The sequence below is a fragment of the Haloplanus sp. GDY1 genome (genome assembly GCF_023703775.1).
GTDB lineage: Archaea > Halobacteriota > Halobacteria > Halobacteriales > Haloferacaceae > Haloplanus > Haloplanus halophilus.
Genome location: NZ_CP098514.1, coordinates 1,732,990 through 1,751,522, shown reverse-complemented (window position 1 = coordinate 1,751,522; position 18,533 = coordinate 1,732,990). Strand labels below are relative to the sequence as shown.

Annotated in this window: 19 protein-coding genes; 14 read left to right on the top strand and 5 right to left on the bottom strand. The window is 72.4% G+C overall.

Annotated features, from left to right (window positions below; translation table 11 throughout):
* Positions 1–51 precede the first annotated feature (51 nt).
* The gene (locus NBT67_RS09310) at positions 52–330 is read left to right on the top strand and encodes a hypothetical protein (RefSeq protein ID WP_251341444.1); all 279 of its coding nucleotides are present in this window, start codon (positions 52–54) and stop codon (positions 328–330) included.
* Here the strand turns inward: NBT67_RS09310 and NBT67_RS09305 are convergent.
* Both NBT67_RS09305 and NBT67_RS09300 read right to left on the bottom strand, forming a co-directional pair.
* Positions 327–758 carry a DUF7112 family protein gene (locus NBT67_RS09305; protein WP_251341443.1) on the bottom strand — a complete coding sequence of 144 codons (432 nt, stop codon included), beginning with the start codon at positions 756–758 and terminating at the stop codon, positions 327–329. The two genes, NBT67_RS09310 and NBT67_RS09305, sit on opposite strands and share 4 nt — an antisense overlap.
* A 1-nt stretch (position 759) precedes the next feature.
* Positions 760–1,149, bottom strand: a complete 390-nt coding sequence (locus tag NBT67_RS09300) for a 30S ribosomal protein S6e (RefSeq protein WP_251341442.1) — start codon at positions 1,147–1,149, stop codon at positions 760–762.
* Positions 1,150–1,343: 194 nt separating this feature from the next.
* On the opposite strand from NBT67_RS09300, the gene NBT67_RS09295 reads away from it, so the two are divergent.
* The 4 genes from NBT67_RS09295 to NBT67_RS09280 all read left to right on the top strand — a co-directional run bounded on the left by NBT67_RS09295 (position 1,344) and on the right by NBT67_RS09280 (position 9,037).
* Positions 1,344–3,920: a heavy metal translocating P-type ATPase gene (locus tag NBT67_RS09295; RefSeq protein ID WP_251341441.1), complete on the top strand. Its 2,577-nt coding sequence runs from the start codon at positions 1,344–1,346 to the stop codon at positions 3,918–3,920.
* 147 nt (positions 3,921–4,067) lie between these two features.
* Complete coding sequence (locus NBT67_RS09290; protein WP_251341440.1) at positions 4,068–7,631, top strand: right-handed parallel beta-helix repeat-containing protein; 3,564 nt, start codon at positions 4,068–4,070, stop codon at positions 7,629–7,631.
* Positions 7,632–7,704: 73 nt separating this feature from the next.
* On the top strand, positions 7,705–8,757 hold the full coding sequence (locus tag NBT67_RS09285) for a M12 family metallo-peptidase (RefSeq protein WP_251341439.1): 1,053 nt from the start codon (positions 7,705–7,707) through the stop codon (positions 8,755–8,757).
* Between the two features lies 1 nt (position 8,758).
* Positions 8,759–9,037 (top strand): WNWW family protein, encoded by a 279-nt coding sequence (locus NBT67_RS09280; RefSeq protein ID WP_251341438.1) that lies wholly within the window; start codon positions 8,759–8,761, stop codon positions 9,035–9,037.
* On the opposite strand, the gene NBT67_RS09275 is transcribed toward NBT67_RS09280, so the two are convergent.
* Positions 9,025–10,332, bottom strand: coding sequence for a cobyrinic acid a,c-diamide synthase (locus NBT67_RS09275; RefSeq protein WP_251341437.1), 1,308 nt, complete (start codon positions 10,330–10,332; stop codon positions 9,025–9,027). The genes NBT67_RS09280 and NBT67_RS09275 overlap by 13 nt on opposite strands.
* A gap of 286 nt (positions 10,333–10,618) precedes the next feature.
* Between NBT67_RS09275 and NBT67_RS09270 the strand changes: the two genes are divergently transcribed.
* The 9 genes from NBT67_RS09270 (at position 10,619) to NBT67_RS09230 (ending at position 16,697) form a co-directional block, all read left to right on the top strand.
* A complete protein-coding gene (locus NBT67_RS09270) occupies positions 10,619–12,595 on the top strand; it encodes a type II secretion system F family protein (protein ID WP_251341436.1) in 1,977 nt (658 codons plus the stop codon).
* A complete protein-coding gene (locus NBT67_RS09265) occupies positions 12,592–13,293 on the top strand; it encodes a DUF7289 family protein (protein WP_251341435.1) in 702 nt (233 codons plus the stop codon). Before NBT67_RS09270 ends, NBT67_RS09265 begins: the two co-directional genes overlap by 4 nt.
* Positions 13,290–13,727, top strand: a complete 438-nt coding sequence (locus NBT67_RS09260; RefSeq protein WP_251341434.1) for a DUF7266 family protein — start codon at positions 13,290–13,292, stop codon at positions 13,725–13,727. Before NBT67_RS09265 ends, NBT67_RS09260 begins: the two co-directional genes overlap by 4 nt.
* On the top strand, positions 13,724–14,395 hold the full coding sequence (locus NBT67_RS09255; protein ID WP_251341433.1) for a DUF7263 family protein: 672 nt from the start codon (positions 13,724–13,726) through the stop codon (positions 14,393–14,395). The genes NBT67_RS09260 and NBT67_RS09255 overlap by 4 nt, the downstream gene beginning before the upstream one ends.
* Positions 14,388–14,792, top strand: coding sequence for a DUF7262 family protein (locus NBT67_RS09250; protein ID WP_251341432.1), 405 nt, complete (start codon positions 14,388–14,390; stop codon positions 14,790–14,792). The genes NBT67_RS09255 and NBT67_RS09250 overlap by 8 nt, the downstream gene beginning before the upstream one ends.
* Positions 14,789–15,358, top strand: coding sequence for a DUF7261 family protein (locus tag NBT67_RS09245; protein WP_251341431.1), 570 nt, complete (start codon positions 14,789–14,791; stop codon positions 15,356–15,358). Before NBT67_RS09250 ends, NBT67_RS09245 begins: the two co-directional genes overlap by 4 nt.
* 151 nt (positions 15,359–15,509) lie before the next feature.
* The gene (locus NBT67_RS09240; RefSeq protein ID WP_251341430.1) at positions 15,510–15,959 is read left to right on the top strand and encodes a CBS domain-containing protein; all 450 of its coding nucleotides are present in this window, start codon (positions 15,510–15,512) and stop codon (positions 15,957–15,959) included.
* 51 nt (positions 15,960–16,010) lie between these two features.
* Positions 16,011–16,199 (top strand): DUF7333 family protein, encoded by a 189-nt coding sequence (locus NBT67_RS09235; protein ID WP_251341429.1) that lies wholly within the window; start codon positions 16,011–16,013, stop codon positions 16,197–16,199.
* Positions 16,200–16,364: 165 nt separating this feature from the next.
* Positions 16,365–16,697 (top strand): DMT family transporter, encoded by a 333-nt coding sequence (locus NBT67_RS09230; protein WP_251341428.1) that lies wholly within the window; start codon positions 16,365–16,367, stop codon positions 16,695–16,697.
* Between the two features lie 118 nt (positions 16,698–16,815).
* Here NBT67_RS09230 and NBT67_RS09225 read toward each other — a convergent pair whose 3' ends face one another.
* Both NBT67_RS09225 and NBT67_RS09220 read right to left on the bottom strand, forming a co-directional pair.
* On the bottom strand, positions 16,816–17,922 hold the full coding sequence (locus NBT67_RS09225; protein ID WP_251341427.1) for a sensor histidine kinase: 1,107 nt from the start codon (positions 17,920–17,922) through the stop codon (positions 16,816–16,818).
* A gap of 87 nt (positions 17,923–18,009) precedes the next feature.
* Positions 18,010–18,336, bottom strand: a complete 327-nt coding sequence (locus tag NBT67_RS09220) for a hypothetical protein (RefSeq protein ID WP_251341426.1) — start codon at positions 18,334–18,336, stop codon at positions 18,010–18,012.
* Between the last annotated feature and the right edge of the window lie 197 nt (positions 18,337–18,533).

Sequence of the window (18,533 nt, the reverse complement as noted above, 5' to 3'; positions counted from 1 at the left end):
ACGCGAGACGGGGGGACGGGGTTTTTGGTCCGGCGAGCCGTCGTCCCGGTCGTGTCCGGACGAGGACTCACGCGGACGGCCTACGCCCTGTTCGGCGCCGGCCTCCTGGCCGAGGGGGTCGTCGCCTCGCGCGCGTCGGAACCGGCCTTCGCCGCGCTGTTGATCGCGTGCGGGCTCGGCGTCCTCGTCGGGTGCCTGCTCGACGCCGTCCGGCCGGAGGCGACCGTCCTCGGGATGCGGGTCGGCGTCGGCGAGCAACCGGCGTGGGCCGTGCTGTCGCTCGCGCTGGGCGGCTGTCTGCTGCTCGCGGGGGCGGCGCTCCGGATCTAGCGGTCGTCGAGCCCCTCGGCGATCGAGGAGAGCGAGGAGTCGGGCCGTCGGGTGACCGAGTACACCGCCCGCCGGCCGGGGACGCGAACGCCGTAGAGGTAGCCCGGCGTCACCTCGTCGACGTCGACGCTCCGGCCGACCTCGAGGTCGACCCCGCGGACCCACTCGACGAGGCGGTTCGTCCCCTCGCCGTCGGTTCGCGCGAGTCGGCGGTTGTCGTAGGCGCCGCGGATCACGGCGCCCTTCGCGTCGGACTCGATCCGGGCGTGGTACTCGTCGCCGTCGAGGACGAGACGGATCAGGTCGCCCGCGTCCGGCGCGACGTCCTCGGGGAGGCGCAGACAGGGCCGACGGGTGCCGCCGCTCCGGGCGAGTTCGGCGCGGTACGTCGTCACCGCATCCCCGTCGCTGGCGACGCGGTCGGACACGTTACTCGTCGGTCTCGTCGTCCTCGTCGGCGTCGAAGCCGGCGTCGCCGTCGACGACCTTCGCGTTGACCTGGACGACGGCCTCGCTGATCTCCCGGCCGCGGACGGTCACGCGCTTTCGCTCGCCGTCGCGCGACGGGGCGAAGCCGACGCCGCCTTCCAGCAGGACCTCCTTCAGCGCCGGGCCAGCAACGTCCGAACGCAGGGGACGGCCGGCGTCGTCGGACCCGCCGGTCAGTTCGAGCGTGGTGCCGTCGAGGCCGACGGCGCCGCCGTCGACCTCGTCGCCGAGTTCGCGCCCGAGAAACCGGTTCGCGTCCTGTCCGTCGACCTCGAACTGCTCCGTTCGGCCCGTGTCCGGGTCCGAAACGACGACCTTGAAGTCTGCCATGCCCGGATTCAGACGGTCGCCGATAAAAAGCACGTCGAAACCGAGCGTCGCCGGTCAGCCGGTGGCACGTGACGCTGCACCGCCGCTCGCCCCGCTGATTATTAAGATAGCTCTAATACATTATCAATATTTTTGTCTCAAACCCCTATTTTTGGCAGGAGGATTAATAGGGAATCGGCGGCTAGGGCCGCCCGATGAGCGACGAGTGTGACGCCGACGGGGGTGGCGGCGACCGCGGACCGGCGACGACGGCCGGCGACGATCCGGCGGGCGACGCGACCCTGCGTCTGTCGGTGCCGGCGATGGACTGCGCCTCGTGTGCGGGCAAGGTCGAGCGGAGCGTCCGGACGCTCCCGGGCGTGCGGTCGGTCGACGCCCGTCCGGCGTCCGGGACGCTGGTCGTCGGCTACGGCCCGGAGACGACGGTCGAGGCGATCCGGGAGCGCGTCGAGGCGGCGGGCTACGCCGTCGCGGAGGCGGAGACGGAGACGTTCGCGGTGCCCTCGATGGACTGTGCGTCGTGTGCGGGCACGGTCGAGTCGGCGCTGTCGGCGCTCGACGGCGTCGTCGAGTACGACACCCGGCCGGCGTCGGGCCGGGTCGAGGTGACCTACGACCCCGGCCGGGCGAGTCGGGGGGACGTGGTGGCGGCGATCGAGAACGCGGGCTACGAGGTGGCCGACGGCGAGGCCGAGGGCGACTCCGTCTGGCGGAGTCGGCGGGCGCTGAAGACCGGCGTCGGCGCCGTGGCCCTCCTCCTCGGCGTCGCCTTCGAGTACGCCCTCACAGGCGCGAACGCGACCCTGGCGACGGCGCTCGGGCGGACGATCACCGTCGACTGGGTGTGCTACGTCCTCGCCGCGGCGGTGGCGGGTCAGGCCATCCTGCGGAACGGGTGGTACTCGGCGCGCACCCGCAGCCTCGACATCGACTTCCTGATGAGCGCGGGGGTGGTGGGCGCCATCGCGGTCGACCTGCCCTTCGAGGCGGCGACGCTCGCGGTGCTGTTCTCGGTGTCGGAACTCCTCGAGCGCTACTCGATGGACCGCGCCCGGTCGTCGATGTCGGAGTTGATGGACCTCTCGCCCGACACGGCGACGGTGCGACGCGGGGGGACGGACGCCGCCGGGGGCGAGGAGGAGACGGTCCCCGTCGACGAGGTGGCCGTCGGCGACGTGGTGGTGGTCCGCCCCGGCGATCGGGTGCCCGTCGACGGCGTCGTCCGCGAGGGGTCGAGCGCCGTCGACGAGTCGCCGATCACGGGCGAGAGCGTCCCCGTCGACGTCGCGGCGGGCGACGAGGTGTACGCCGGCAGCATCGTCGAGGAGGGGTATCTGGAGGTCGAGGCGACGGCGCCGGCCGGCGAGTCCACGCTGGCGACGGTCATCGAACTCGTCGAGGACGCCGAACGCGACAAGTCCGAGCGGGAGCGGTTCGTCGACCGGTTCGCGTCCTACTACACGCCGGCGGTGGTGGCGCTGGCGGTCGCGACGACGCTCGGCCCGCCCCTCCTCGTCGGCGCCCCCTTCGAGACGTGGTTCACGCGCGGCCTGACGCTCCTGGTCGTCGCCTGCCCCTGTGCGTTCGTCATCAGCACGCCCGTGAGCGTCGTCTCGGGCATCACGAGCGCCGCGCGCAACGGCGTCCTCATCAAGGGCGGCGACCGACTGGAGGCGATGGGCGAGGTGGACACCGTCGCCCTCGACAAGACGGGGACGATCACGACGGGCGAACTCGGCGTCACGGACGTGGTGACGCTGAACGGCACGAGCGAGGCGGACGTCCTCCGGTGTGCGGCGTCGCTGGAGCGGCGGAGCGAACACCCCATCGCGACGGCCATCGTCGACCACGCCGACGAGCGGGGGGTGACGGATCGAGCGGTCGACGACTTCGCGTCCATCACCGGCGAGGGCGTCCGCGCGGACCTCGACGGCGTCACCCACTACGCGGGCAAGCCGGCGCTGTTCGAGGACCTCGGGTTCGACCTCGAACACGCCCACGTCGAGACCGACGGCGGGATGGCCGTCGGCGAGGACGTCGACCCCGAGCCCTGCGACCACGGGACCTACCTCGACCTGGTGAACGACGTGGTGCCCCGCCTGCAGGCCGAGGGCAAGACCGTCGTCCTCGTGGGGACCGACGAGCGACTGGAGGGGATCGTCGCCGTCGCTGACACCGTCCGCCCGGAGGCCGCGCGGACCGTCGACCGCCTGCACGACCTGGGGATCCAGCGGGTCGTCATGCTGACCGGCGACAACGAGCGGACGGCCCGCGCCATCGCCGACCAGGTGGGGATCGACGAGGTGCGCGCGGACCTCCTGCCCGACGAGAAGGTGGCGGCGATCCGCGAGTTCGCCGCGGACTCCGAGGCGGCGGCCGCCGAAGCCGACGTGCGCCTCCCCTGGAACCGGACGACCGGCGGCGTGGCGATGGTGGGCGACGGCGTCAACGACGCCCCGGCGCTCGCGGCCGCGACGGTGGGGGTCGCCATGGGCGCCGCGGGCACCGACACCGCCATCGAGACGGCCGACGTGGCGCTGATGGGCGACGACCTGAAGCGCCTCCCCTACCTCGTCGCCCTCTCCCGGAAGGCCAACGGCGTCATCAGGACGAACATCTGGTCGTCGCTGGGCGTGAAACTCGTCCTCGCCGCCGGCGCGCCCCTCGGCCTCGTGAGCGTCATCCACGCCGTCGTCGTCGGCGACATGGGGATGAGCCTCGCGGTGACGGGCAACGCGATGCGGCTGGCGAACGTCGACCCCGAGGAGTGACACCCGTCGGGCCGCCGGCGAGTCGACGACACCACTTTTTTAGTATCGGAACTGCTGAGCGGCGGACATGTCGGAGACGCAATCGGGGGACAGCAGCGTGGTATATCTTGATAGGCTTCTATCATCGCCGAGCGGGGGCGCGCCCCGATGACCGGTGGGAGGCGGACGCGCCTGACGGCGGTGGCGATGGCCCTCCTGCTCGTCGTCGGCGCCATCGGGGCGTTCGGGGGGACCGCCGCCGCCAGTTCCGGCGGCAACCCGGCGCCGACGGCCGATCCCGGAACGCTCAGCGTCTCGCTGACCGACGGCGACGGCACCGCGAACGCGACGTATCGGGTCAACGCCACCTCGGGGACGATCAACGCCTCCTACGCCGGGAGCAAGCCCGACGTCAACGTCTCGTACACCGACAGCGCGACGGCCATTCAGTTCGCGCTGGACAACGCGACGGCGACGTACGACACCGTCGTCCTCGGCGGCGGGACGTTCGACGGGAGCGTCGACATCGGATCGAGGACGGGTCTCACACTCGACGGCGGGTACAGTCGGCTCGACGGGGATGCCGGCAGGGGAGACACCGTCGACGTGACGAGCGACGGGGCGACGGTCACCGACCTGACCGTCGTCGACTCCCCGGGTACCGGAATCGACAGCCTGAACGCCGACGACGTGACGCTCCGCAACGTCGAGTCGCTCGACAGCGCGAGCAACGGGGTCGACTTCGCCAACGGAACGATACGGAACGTGACGATCCGGGGCGGGAACGTCGGTCTCTCGCAGGGGACATCGAACGGCTCGACCATCGCCGACGTGACGATCCGGCAAGCCCAGTACACCGGCCTCGAGATCAACAGCGCGAACCACACGATCCGGGACGTGACGGTGAACGACACCACGAGCGGCGAGGGGATCCTCGAAGCCGGCCGGAACAACACCTACGAGAACGTCACGGTCACGAACAGCAGCACCGAAGGGTTCGAGGTCGGGGAGTCGGAGGTGTCCAGTACGGACGCGACGCTGCGGAACGTGACCGTGGAAGACAACGCGGCGGACGGGATCATCGCCGACGAGGGTGACGGCGTCCTGCTGTCGAACGTCACCGCCGTCGACAACGGCGAACACGGCGTCCGGCTGGAAATCCCGGAGACGGTCCGGCACCTCACCGCCACCGACAACGACGGGGACGGCATCAAGGTCACGGCCGACGCCGACGGCGCGACGATCACCGACGTCACCGCGAAGCGGAACGGCGACGGGCTAGAGATCAGGGCGGCCAACACGACCGTTCGGGACGCGGTCGTCACGAACAACGACGACTACGGAGTGAGCGCGACGGGGTACGTGAACAACACGTTCGACAACGTGACGATCACCCGGCACGGTCGCACCGGGATCAGACTCGGCGAAGGGGGGACGCTGGTCGACAGCATCGTCCGGGACAACGCGAAGGACACCTTCGTCGGTTCGGGAATCTTCGTGAAAGGAAAGAACGCCACCGTCCGGAACGTGACGGTTCGGGGCAACGGTCTCGACGTCGAGGCGGCGAACGTCGTCGTCCGGAATCTCACCCAGAAGGGAAGTAGCGGTACCGGTTTGGCGGTCGACGCCAGCAACGTGACCGTCGACGACGTGAGCGTCCGGAACAACCTCGACTACGGCCTGCACGACCAGAGTGGGGACAACGCCCTCTCGAACGTCACCGCCGCCGACAACGGTGACTCGGGAATCTTCGTCTCGAAGGGAACGGTCCTGACGGACAGCCGTGCGTCGAACAACGGCGACGGCTCCGAGTCCGGCGTCAGGGTGGACGAACGGAACATCACGCTCCGGAACGTGACGGCGACGGGGAGCCCCGAGGGATTCAACGTGCGGAACCCGAACGCGACCCTCACCGACGTCGTCGCCCGGAACAACAGTCAGATCGGATTCAGGGTCAAGGATCGAAACGCCACCCTGACCGACGTCGTCGCCCGGGACAACGCCGACGGGATCAGGATCGTCAACGACGGGTTCGACGCGACCCTGCGGAACGCCACGGTCGCGAACAACTCGGACGACGGCGTGTACCTCGAGGACCGAAGCGCCAGGGGGCTCCTGATCGCCAACGCGACGGTACGGGACAACGGGGACGCCGGCATCGACATCAGCCCGCAGACCGGGTCGCGGATCGTCGACACGACGCTGACCGCGAACGGCGGGTCGGAGCTGAACGTGCAGCCGACCACCGACGACTTCGAGGTGTCGCCGGCGCCGCTCGACGCCTCGAACGTCACCGTGGGAGCGACGACGTTCGATGCCATCGAGGCGAAAAACGTCTCGTTCGAGGGGACGGCTACGCCCCCGTCCCCGGGTGACGGGTGGAAGCGGGCCAGGACTGTCGGGAAACTGACTCGGTTGGACGCCGGCGCGTTCGCCAACGTGACCGTCGAGTACGCCGCCACCGACACGCTCGGACTGCGGGAGTCGAGTCTCGCGCTGGCCCGTTACGACGCGGGGTCCGGGTCGTACGAGACGGCCACGAGCACGCTCGATTCGACGGACGATACCGTCGGGGCCAACCTCACGACCTTCGGGCCGGTGGCGATCCTCGGCGACCCCGAGAGCGGCGAGGGCGGGACGACCGTCGACGGCACCTCGACCGGCACGCTCGACGTCGGCGGGACGGACGTCGTCGACGCGAGCATCGACTACGCGGCGAGTCGAAGCGGCACGGCGACGGTCAGCGACCTGTCGTCGAAGCCGTCGAGCGTACCGAACGCGACGGACGCCGGCGGCGTGGACGTGAACCGCGTGGCGTCGTACGTCGAGATCACGGCCCCCGAGCCGACTGGCGGCGCGAACGCGACGGTCGAACTCGTCGTCGACCGGGAGTCGGTCGTCGACCCGAACGACACGCGGGTGTGGCGGTACGCGGGCGACGGGGGCGGCTACCGGCCGCTCGCGACGCAGGTTCGGAGCGTGACCGGGAGCAGCGTGCGGCTGACCTTCGAGACGCCGGGGTTCTCCGTCTTCGTGATCGGTGACGCCCCCGCCGCCGCCGGCGACGACGGCGACGACGGGGGCGGCGGCGGGGGTGGCGTCGGGAGCACCATCCTCGCCGGCGAGCGCTCCGTGAGCCAGACGCTGTACGGGGGTACCGCACGCCGGGTGACCGTGGCGTTCGACCGGCCGACGACCGGAACCGTGGCGGTCGAGCCGGTGGGCGGCCTCCCCGACGTGGCCCCCGAACCGGACGGGCGGACCCTCGCGGCCGTCGACGTGACCGTCCCGGACGAGGCGGCGAGCCGTCCCGCGACCGTCGAGATAGCCGTCCCGAGCGCCGCGGTCGAGGACGCGAACGTCGATCCGGCGGCGCTCCGCGTCGTCGCGTTCGACCGCGGCGACGACGGCCTCCGGCGACTCGACACGGACGTGGTCAGCGCCGACGGCGGGACGGTCGTCCTCGCGGCCGAGACGCCCGGGTTCTCCACGTTCGCGGTGATCGCCCCGGCGGATCGAACGGCCCGAACGACGGCGGGGCCGACGGCGACGCCGGGGACGGCGACGCCCCGACGGTCACCGGACGCGACCGGTACGGCCACGCCGAGCGCGCCGGGAACCGACGCGTCGGGGGCGACGCCGACCCCCGAACCGACCGAGGGGAGCGGCGCCGGCTTCGGATCGCTGGTCGCCGTCGTCGCCCTGCTGGCCGTGGCGACGCGGCGGACCTGACGCCGGAGTCGGCGACGGAGCCTCCCGTCCCGAGGGGAAACGGTTTTTGACCGCCCGTCTCCGAGTGAGTGGTATGGCGGCCCGAACGCTGGTTCTCGTCGGCCTGTTGCTCCTCGCGGGGTGTACGACGCCGTTCGATCCGGCGGCCGCGCCGACCGACACGCCGGTTCCGGCGGCCTCCGACCCGACGGCGACGCCGGGCGCGACGGCCACGGCGACGGCACCGGCGGCGACGGCCACCCCGAGCGCGAACCCCTGGGGGAGCGATCCCATCGTCGTCGCCGTCCGCAACGGGGGCGAACCCGGCCGGGACGTCGACTCGCTGGTTCGCGAGGCGACGGCCTTCTGGGAGGCGAACGACGGGGCGTATCTCGGCTTCGAGGTGCGGTACGAGGTACGCCCCGACGCCGAGGACCCGGACCTCGTAGTCGCGTTCACCGACACCCTCCCCGACTGCGGCGGCGTGGCGGACGCGGTGGGGTGTGCCCCGAAACTCACCGACGCCCGGATGGTCGACCGCCCGGAGACGGTGTGGGTGAAGACCGGTCTCTCCGACGACTCGACGACGCTCGTGACGAAACACGAACTCGGGCACACGCTCGGCCTCGACCACGACGACGCCCCCCGGGACGTGATGCGGGCGCGGTCGGTCATCTACACCGAACCCCAGCCGAACGCGACCGAACGGGCCTTCCCGTGGGCCGACGGCGAGTTCACCGTCCGCGTCGACGCCGAGAACGCCTCCGACCCGGCGGGCGTCGACCGACAGGTCGGCCACGCGCTGTCGTACTACGAGGCGGGCGCCCCGGGGATGCCCGACGACCTCTCCTTCGAGCGGACGGGCGCCGCGGACGCGGAGATCAGGGTTCGCTTCGGCGAGACGGCGACCTGCCGGGCGTCGAGCGGGTCCTGCGTCAGCACGTACGGCACCGATCCCGACGGCGACGGCGCCATCGAGACGTACACGCGGGTCGAGATCACCCTCGTCGGCCTCGACACCGACGCGGTGGGGTGGCACGTCGGCTACTGGCTGGCCCACGCCTTCGGCGCGGAGGCCGACGGGGAGAAGCCCCCGCCCTTCCGGGACGCGAGCTACCGGGAGCGCCGGAGCGCGTGGTGGGAGTAGCGTGGACCCCGAGCGCCTCGACGCCGAACTCGCCGCCGCGTTCGACGCCGACGCGGGGGAGCGCCGGGCGGTGGTCCGCTGTGCCCGCGACCTGGCCGACTCCGGACGGCTGGCCGCCGACCGGGGGTCGCCGCTCACCGTCGAGACGGTCCGCGCGGAACTCGCCGACGCGCCCGAGGGGTCGTCGCTCGCCGAGCGGTGGAACTGGTGGCTCGGCGCGCTCGAACTCGCCTACGGCGGCGGCTACGACGCGTTCCGGGTGCGGCGCTACGAGGGCTGACAGGCGTCGAGGAAGGCGTCGACCGCCCCGCTCTCGGCGTGGACGTGACAGTACGTCCCGAGCGTGCGGTGGACGGTGAGGCCGTCGCGACCGCCCTCGATCCCCGTGCCGCGCTCGACGTCGAAGGCGAAGCGGGCGTCGGCGTCGACGTCGGCCGACGAGTAGTGGAACTCGTGGCCTCTGAGTCGGTCGCCCGCCGAGGCGGTGAGCGTCCCCCGTCGCGCCCTGAGTTCGACGTGATCAAGCGCCCGGTGGCGGTCGTGCATCCGCACGTCCGCGGGGAGGACGCCGGCCATCGCGTGCGTCTCGCCCGCGGCCGTCGTCAGCGACCGCGAGAGCGCCATCAGCCCGCCGCACTCGCCGAGGACGGGGAGCCCCTCGCTCGCCCGGTCCGCGAGCGCCGCGAGCGCCGGACTCGCGGCCAGGTCGGCGGCGTGGAGTTCGGGATAGCCGCCGGGGAGGTAGACGCCGTCACAGGCCGGCAGGTCGTCGCCCGCGGCCGGCGCGAACGCCGTCACCGTCGCCCGCTCCCGGAGGCGGTCGAGCGTCGCCGGGTAGCAAAACCGGAAGGCGTCGCCGCGGGCGACGGCGACGCGCGCGCCGGTCGGGTCCCCGGCGTCGACCGGGTCGGGACGGGGCGGCGCGCGGGCGAGGGCACGGAGCCGGTCGGTTCGCACCGCCTCCGCGGCGGTATCGAGGGCGTCGCCGTCCAGCGGCGCCTCGTCACCCATGTGGAGGCCGAGGTGGCGGTCCGGGATCGTCAGGTCCTCCGCGGGCGGGATCCGGCCGAGGTAGTCGAGGCCCTCGGGCAGGGCACTCCGGATCCCGTCGGCGTGGCGCCCGCCGTGGGCCCGCTGGGCGAGGACGCCCACCACGTCGACGTCGCGGTCCGCGGCGGCGGCGTAGCGTTCGAACCCCAGCGCCGTCGCGGCGACGCTCTCCATCCCCGCCGACGCGTCGACGACGAGGACGACCGGCAGGTCGAGCGCCTCGGCGACGGCGGCGGTGCTGGAGACGTCGCCGTCGTACAGCCCCATCATCCCCTCGACGACGCAGACGTCGCCCTCGCCCCGGTGGTAGTTGCGGCGGACGCCCTCGACGCCCTCGAGCCACACGTCGAGCGTGCGGGAGGGGCGGCCGGCGACGGCCGCGTGGTGGCTCGGATCGACGAAGTCGGGGCCGGCCTTGGCGGGCTGGACGGTCAGGCCCTCGGCGGCGAGCGCCCGGAGCGTCGCGAGGGTGGCGACGGTCTTGCCGACGCCCGAGCGCGTGCCCGCGAGGACGACCCCCTTCACGCCCGCGCTCCCCCGGCGGTCGACCGCGGTCGGACGCGACTGGTGAGCGACATACGGGGCCGTCGACGCGGACGCATCTACGTCTTGCGGTGGGGGCCACCGTCCCTCGAACCCCCTCAGGTGCGGTGACGGCGAGACGGGCGGCACCCGACCGCCGGACGCGAATCAAATCTGAGAACGCCCGTCCAACGTTTATATGCGATGCCGCGACACCTCGCCCCATGCCGACAGGGTCGCGCTCCGGCCGTCCGTCCGGCGATTCCGCCCGCTCGGTGGGGGGAGTCGCGTGAGCCGGGAGCGACGCTCTGCCGGCGCCGACGCGTCCGCGCCGGCGCCGGACGGGGGCGAGGCGACGGCAGCGACGGCCACGCCGCCGGCGTCGGCCCGGCCGACCGGCTACGCCTCCACCCTCGACCGCGTCCTCTATGCCCTCTTCGCGCGACACGCCGACGACCGACGGCACGTCCGGGACCGCAAGCGCTACCGGGGAACCGACCTCCGACTCAGCTTCGACGTGTATCTCGCCCGGGTGTACGGGCTGTCCTGGGCCGCCGCGCTCGCGGCGACCCTCCCGACGCTCGTGGTCGGCGTCGCGTTCGGCGACGCCCTGCCGACCGCGGTGTCGGCGGCCGTCGACGACGCGCTGCCGCTCGCTCGCGTGAGCCTCCCGGTTCCGCCCGTGACGGCCCTCGCGGTCGCCGTCGGCCTCGTCGCCGGCGGCCTCGCCAAGGCCGCGACCGTCCGCCTCGGCGGGTGGTATCTCCGCTGGCTGGCGAGCGCGCGCCGGAACGACATCGAGCGCACCCTCCCCGGCGCCGTCCGGTACCTGCACGTCCTCTCCTCCGGCGGCGACGGCCACCGCGCGATGCTCCGGAAGGTGGCAGCCACCGACCCCTACGGCGAGACGGCGGTGTCGATCCGCAAGGTGCTGAACACCGCCTCCTTGACCGGCAGCCTCCACGAGGGGCTCCGACGGATCGCCCGCGATACGCCGTCCCGGGAGCTGCTCGCCCCCTTCCTCCTGAAGTTCAGCGAACACGCCCAGCAGGGCGAGGCCGAACTCGCGAACTACCTCCGGATGGAGAGCCGGATGCTCGCCCACCGGCAGGACCGCGCCCGCCAGCGCGCCGCCGGCCTGCTCGAACTCCTCTCGGAGGTGTTCATGGTGTTGCTCGTCCTCCCGACGCTTCTGGTCATCGTCCTCACCGTCCTCGCCATCATCTCGCCCGGGCTCTCCGAGCCCTTCTCGACCCCGCTCGGGACGACCACGCCCCGGGCCGTCGTCGTCTACACCAGCGCCGCGTTCGTCCTCGTCCTCGGCGTCGGCGCGAGCATCGTCGTCGGCGGGCTCCGACCGCCGGGCCAGACCGTCCACTACCGCCGTCCGTCCGGCGTCCTCGCGACGCTCGCGTCCGCTCCCCTGAACCCCGCGAGCGCCGCCGTCGTCGCCGCCGTTCCGGCCCTCGGCGCCCTCGCGGCCCTCCACACCGTGGGCTACCCGCCCGCCGACGTCGTCCTGCTCGGGTACGCCGCGTACGCCCTCCCGGTCGGCGTCGTCGGCGTCAGGCGCGCCCGCCTCGACGACGCCAAGGATCGCGAGATCAAGGACTTCGTCCACGCCGTCTCCGGCCACGTCAACCTCGGCCGACCGTTCCCAGAGGCGGTCGAACTCGTCGCCCGGGACGTCGACTTCGGCCCGCTGGATCCCGACGTGGCCGACCTGGCGCTCAACCTGAGTTTCACCTCGCCGGAGACGGGGCTCGACGAGAACGTCCGCACCGCGGCGCTCGATCGGTTCGTCGACGGCGTCGGCACGCCGCTGGCCGAACAGACCGTCGGGCTCGTCACGGGCGCTCTCGACGCCGGCAGCGACGCGGGGACCGTCTTCGATACGCTCCAGACCGAGATCGGTCGCCTCTATCACGAGAAGCGGGAACTCCGTGCCAACCTGCTCGCGTACGTCGCCGTCGGGTGGACGACGGCCCTGCTCGTCGTCGGCATCGCCGTCGCCGTCGGCATCCACGTCTTCGACGGCTTCGAACAGCTCGCCTCCGTTCGCGGGGCCGGCGGCTACGTCATCGAGGGCTCGGCCATCGACCTCGAACGGGAGCGCTACCGCCTCTACGTCGTCACGCAGGCGACGATGCTCGCCTCGGGCTGGTTCGCGGGCACCGCCAGCCGCGGGCGCTACGAGGCGTTGCTTCACTCCGGCGCCCTCGTCACCGTCTGTCATCTCGTCTTCGCCGGGGTGGGGATGATATGACCGACCGCGCCCAGTCGGCCACCATCGGCGTGGCCGTCCTCCTGGCGATCACCGTGGTGAGCGTCGCGGCGCTGACCGTCACCGTCGGCTCCGTCGTCGACGAGAGCGCGAGCGCCGCCGAGGCACGGAGCGTCGCGACGGCGATGGACGACGCCCTCGACCCCGAGCGGAGCGGCCCACACGAAACCCGCCTCACCCTCCAGGAGGGACGACTCCGAACGGTCGACCGGTCGGTCCGACTCCTCGACGGACTCGACCCCGCGACCGAGTACGCCGTCGGCGGCCTGGTCTACGCCGCCGGCGACCGACGGGTCCGGTACGTCGCCGGTGCGACCGTCCTCGACACCGGGACCGGCGTCCGCGTCCACGCCCCGCCGCCGGTGTCGCTCCGCGACCGGACGCTGTTCGTCTCTCTCCCCCGCCTCGGTGCCGGCGACGTCGCCGTCGACGGGACGGGGACGGTGGCGCTGCGGACGGACGTCACCCACAGTCGCCGGCACCTGTCGGGGAGCGGCTTCGGCCTCGCGGTCGAGACCCGGACGCCCGGGGTCTGGGAGCGATACTTCGAGGACATGGGCGCGACAACGATCCGGCGCTCGTACGACGACGACGGCGTGCCGAGCGTCGTCGTGCGCTTCCCCGACGTTCGCGAGGTGTACGTCTTCGTCCACGACCTGGATCTGGAGGTGGGTCGGTGACGGACCGCGGCTTCGCGCCCGTCGTCGGCAAAGGACTGGAGGCCGTGATCGTCGTCCTCTATATCACCTCGCTGGTGACCGTCCTCCACGGCGGCGTCCTCCCCGAGTACCGCACCGCGACGGCGGCCGAGGTGAGCGACCGGACGCTCGCCTCGACCGCCGCGCACATCGAGGCGTCGATCCCCCCGCCAAGCAGCGGGGTCGACGTGACCCGAACCGTCGACCTGCCGGGTGCCATCGACCGCGCGGCCTACCGACTCCGGGTCGAGAACCGCTCGCTCGTCCTCGATCACCCCGACCCCGCCCTCTCCGGGCGCCTCCGCCTCGCGGTACCCCCGCGGGTCGTCGCCGTCGAGGGCTCCTGGCGGAGCGACGACCGGGCCGTCCTCCGGATCCGCGGCGACGACGGCCGACTCCGGGTGATCCTCGCGTGAGGGGGCAGACCAACCTGCTCGCCCTCGCCGTCGCCCTCGTCCTGCTGACGGGGGCGACGGTCGTCGGCGTGAGCCTCGCCGACTCGGCGCTCGCCGGCGCCGACCGGGACCCCGTCGAGCGCCACGCCGCGGCCGCGGTCGCCGACCGCCTGACCGCCGCCGACTCGCCGATCACGGTGCGGGCGAACGCGCTCAACGACTCGCGCGTCGAGACCCTGAACGCGAGCCGACTGGCCGAACTCGCGCCCCCCGCGACCGAGGGGGACGTGCGGGTCGCGCTCGGCGGTCGGACCCTCGTCTCCCGCGGGTCGCCGGGCGGCGGCTGGACGGTTCGACGCTCGGTCGTCGTCGTCGATCGATCGGGGGTCGTCGTGACGCCGGCCAACCTCACCCGGCGGTCGACCGTCCGGATCCCGCGGGGCGTCGGCCGCGCGAACGTCACGCTCGATCCCGGCCCGAACACCACCGTCCGGTCCGTCAGCGCGGACGGTCGCGTCGTCCTGTACGACGGGGCGGGGCTGAACACCACGGCGACCGTCCGGCTCTCGCGGTACGAGCCGACCACGCTCCGCGTCGGCACCGGAGCGAACGCCACCGGACGGATCGAGGTGACCTACCGGCGCCCCGTCGTCGACGAGCGGATCCTCACGGTGACCGTCGATGCCTAGGGCACAGCTCTCGCTGTCGGTCGTCGAGGCCGCCATCGGGGTCGTCCTCGTCGTCGGTATCGCCGCCGGATTCACCGTCGGCGTGGCCGACCACCCCTCGGCGGAGCCGCGACTCGACGCCCTGGCCCGTGACACCGCGACGGTCCTCGGTTCGGAGCCGACCCCGAACGGCAGGGACTCGCGGCTCGTCGCGCTCGCCCGCTCGCCCGAGTCGTTCGAGCGCGCGCGTCCCGACACCAGGGAGCGCATCGTGGATCTCCTGCCCGCGGACGTCGCCTTCCGGGTCCACACGCCCCACGGGACGCTCGGCTACCCCCGACCGCCGCGGGCGACCGCCGAATCGACGACGGTGCCGACGCGCCACGGCTCCGTCACCGTCTGGGTGTGGTACGGATGACCCGCCGGCGCGGTCAGCTCGTCCTGCTCGCGGCCACCGTCGTCGTCACCGCGCTCGTCCCGATGCTTCTGGCGTACGCCCAACTCGGCTACGCGGGCGACGTGGCCGCCACCGCCGACGAGCGGACGACGCTGACCGAGAGCAAGCGCGTCCTCGAACGGTCGGTGGCCGAGACGACCGGTGCGGTGTCGAACGGGACCGCGGCCGACGAACACCGACTGGCGGTCGAGGTCGCCACCGACCGACTCGATCCGGCCGTCGCCGCCGTCGAATCCGCCGGGACGGAGCGGGGCGTGGCCGTCGAGGTGACCCGCAACGCCAGCGCGGCGCGTCGATGGGCCGCCGAGCACTGCCCGCGCGGCCCCCACCGCGCGTTCGGCGCCTGTCTCACCACGGACGGAGTCGTCACCCAGACCCGCGCGAACACCACCGCCCTCGTCGCCGTCGCCGTCGACGTGCGCGTCGGCGGCCCCGACGGCGCGGCGCGCGCGACGTTCGTCGTCCGGGGCGTCCGCGGGGCCGTGGCCGACCGCCGACCGGCCCCTGCGTCCCCCTCGGATCGGTGAAGTGGAAACCGAACGTCCGAAAATACGAGCGATTCGACCACGATACGAACGCCGAACCGACGTATAGCGACGAATCTATTAGGAATATTATCACTAGTAACGTGTATGTCCACCAAGGTTTTATGCCGTCGATCGGTATCGTGTCGCACGGATGATCCGAACGACCGTCGACGCCGTCGGCCTCCGCGAACCGCCCACGATTTCGCCCGGGACGTCCGCGTCCGCGGCGGCGGCGTACCTCCGTCGAGCGACGGTGTCGGCCCTCCCGGTCCTCGCGGACGGGGACGTCGTCGGCGTCGTCACCGACTCCGATCTGGTGGCGATGGTCGCGGAGACGGCCGACCGGCCGGCCGTTCGGGCGATCATGTCGGCGCCGGTGACGACGATTTCGCCGGACTCGACGGTGTGTGAGGCCGCCGAGCGCATGCGGACCGCGGGCGTGAAGCACCTGCCGGTCGTGACCGACGAGGGCTACCGGGGCGTCGTGTCGGCGGCCGACCTGGCTCCCTACCTCCCCCGCTACAGCCTCGACATCGAGTGGCAGGACGACCCGCTCTCCGTCGGCACCGACGGTGGTCGGAAGTTTCCGGCCGGCGACTGACGGCGGCGCCGTCGCGACGATGCTATTGTGCTCCAGCACTTCCCGTCACGCATGGAGTTCAGCCTACCGGTCGCGCTCGGTGCAGTCCTCGGAATCGTCGTCCTCGGCGTCGCCGGCCTCGTCGGTGGCGGCATGATGGGAACTGGGACGGTACTGACGATGGTCGCGCCGTCGATGCTCGTGTTCGGCCTGCTCGCGTTCGGCATCGGCGTGAAACACGGTGAGTTCCGGGCGGCGTAGGCGGGGCCGCTTCGGGCCGGCTCGTCCCGAACCCGCCGGTCGGGCAGTCGTCGCCGCGACCGACCCGTTTCGACCGCTCCCGCGGGGGCCGCGGACGTCGCCTCGGCACGCCGGGCGGTGAGCGGAGCCGAAATTCACATCGGAGAGGGCGGAGAACCGGGGCACATGAACCCCTACGTGTTGCTCGCCGCTGCGATCCTCTCCGAGGTTCTCGGAACGACCGCCCTGAAGCTCTCCCAGGGATTCTCGCGCCCGATCCCGAGTCTGGGCGTTCTCGTCGGGTACGCGGCTGCCTTCTACTGTCTCTCGCTGGCGCTAGAGGAGCTCCCGGTCGGCGTCGTCTACGGAACGTGGGCCGCGGTCGGCATCGTCGCCATCGCGGCCATCGGCGTCGTGGCGTTCGACGAGCAGGTCGACGCCGCGGGGGCCGTCGGTATCGCCCTCGTCGTCGCCGGCGTCTACTGTCTCAACGTCGTCTCCGACATGTCCGCCCACTGATCGGGCGGGGCCGACGCGCTATCGGGTCCGTGGTCGGTCGGTCCGTCGCCCGGGTGAGGGACCGGCGCCGTGGTCGCGGGGCCGGCGGGCGAGCGACGGGCGGTCAGTCCAGCGGGAGTCAGGGATCCGGGCTCACGGCCGCCGCGTCCGGGTCCGCCGCGGGGAGCGCGACGGTGACGACGGCCCCGCCCTCGGCGTGGTTGGCGACCGTCACGTCGCCGTCGAAGGAGTCGACGATCCAGCGGACCAGCCAGAGCCCGATGCCGTCGCTGTGCTGGAGCGCCGTCTCGGTCGCGCCGGTGTGGACCGCGAGTTCGGTCTCCGAGAAGCCCGGGCCGTCGTCGCGGACCCGCAGTTCGACGACCCCCGTCCGCCCCTCGGCGGACCGGACGCTCACGGCCAGCCACGGGTGGCCGTCGGCTTCCGACTCCTCCTCCGTGGCCCCGTGTTCCACGGCGTTCCGAAGCAGGTTGTCCACGACCGACGCCAGCAGGTCGTTGGCCCACACGTACGTCCCGGGTCGTACGTTTGTCTCGACGGTCACGCGATCCTCGGTCCGCCGGAGGTCGTCGACCCGCTCCTCGACGAGTCGGCCGAGGTCGATCGGCTCCGTCTCGGTCATCGATTCGAGCTCTTCGAGGCGGTGTGCGGCGTCGCTCAGGCGCTCGACGTGGTCGATCTGTTCGTGGATCACCTCGATCGGCTCCTCGGCGTCGACGTCGAGCCGGTCGACGTGTCCGCGGAGGAGGTTGATGCTGGTGCGGATGTCGTGACGGAACAGCCGCAGGAAGACCGTGTTGCGCTGGTTCAGCGCCCGGGTGCGCTCGTGCTCGGCACGGAGTTCGAACAGCGAGCCGACGAGCACGCCGACGACGCCGCCGGCCGCGACGTTGACCATGACGACGCTCCGCCAGTCGATGCCGTGGAGCAACGACGGATACCACAGGGGCAGGAGGAGGGCGATCCCGGTCGGGACGCCCAGTCCCAGCGTCGACCAGGCGGCCACGCGCCACACCCGCTCGTCGTCGAGTTGGCTGTTGGCCAGCCCGATGCCCGTCAGGCTGAACCCGGCGGCGACCATCAACCCCATGGTGAGCCCGAGAAGCGACGTCGACGTGTGTTCGACCACGCCCGACGGCATCGCCACGCCGATGCCGAGCGTGCCGGAGAGGACGATGCCGACGCCGATGAGGTAGCTCACCCCCAGTTCCCCCTTCGAAACCATGCTACCGGCTCATGTCTCACCGATCGTATAAATGAGGTGACCCGGTTATCAGCCCTGATTCCGGCGGACGGACGCGGTAGCGGCGTGTCAGGCGTCGAGCGCCGCCCACAGTCCGGGGAGGTCGTCCAGTCGCTCCCAGCCGGCCGCGGGGTCGACGTCCGGGTCGACGACCCGTATCTCGGTGAAGTAGTCGTCGAGGACCGCCGCCCGCTCCTGGGCCAGCGGCGGCGAGCAGTAGTCCTCCTCGACCCACGCCGCCTCGCCGGTCGCCGGGTCGTACCGTGCCCGCTCCAGCGCCGCCGTCAGCGCGCTCCCGAAGGGGCGCATCGTCGCTATCTCGCCGTCGTCGAGCCGTCGGCGGAGTTCGGGGAGGCGGTCCCGGTCCGGGGTCGCGCGGACGAATCGGTGGGCCATGTGCCCGCTACGCGGCCGGGACGGATAACTCGCGCCCCGGTCGGTCCGCGACGAACGGCGTCGGCTGGCCCCCGCGGCGCCCCTGCCGATCCCTCGGGTGCCGGGACCGCCTGCGTCGCCGTCCAGTCCGCCACGCACCGGCAGTGACGCGGCGCCCCCGTCGGCGACACGGTTTTGCCGACACGTTCCCTTCCCAA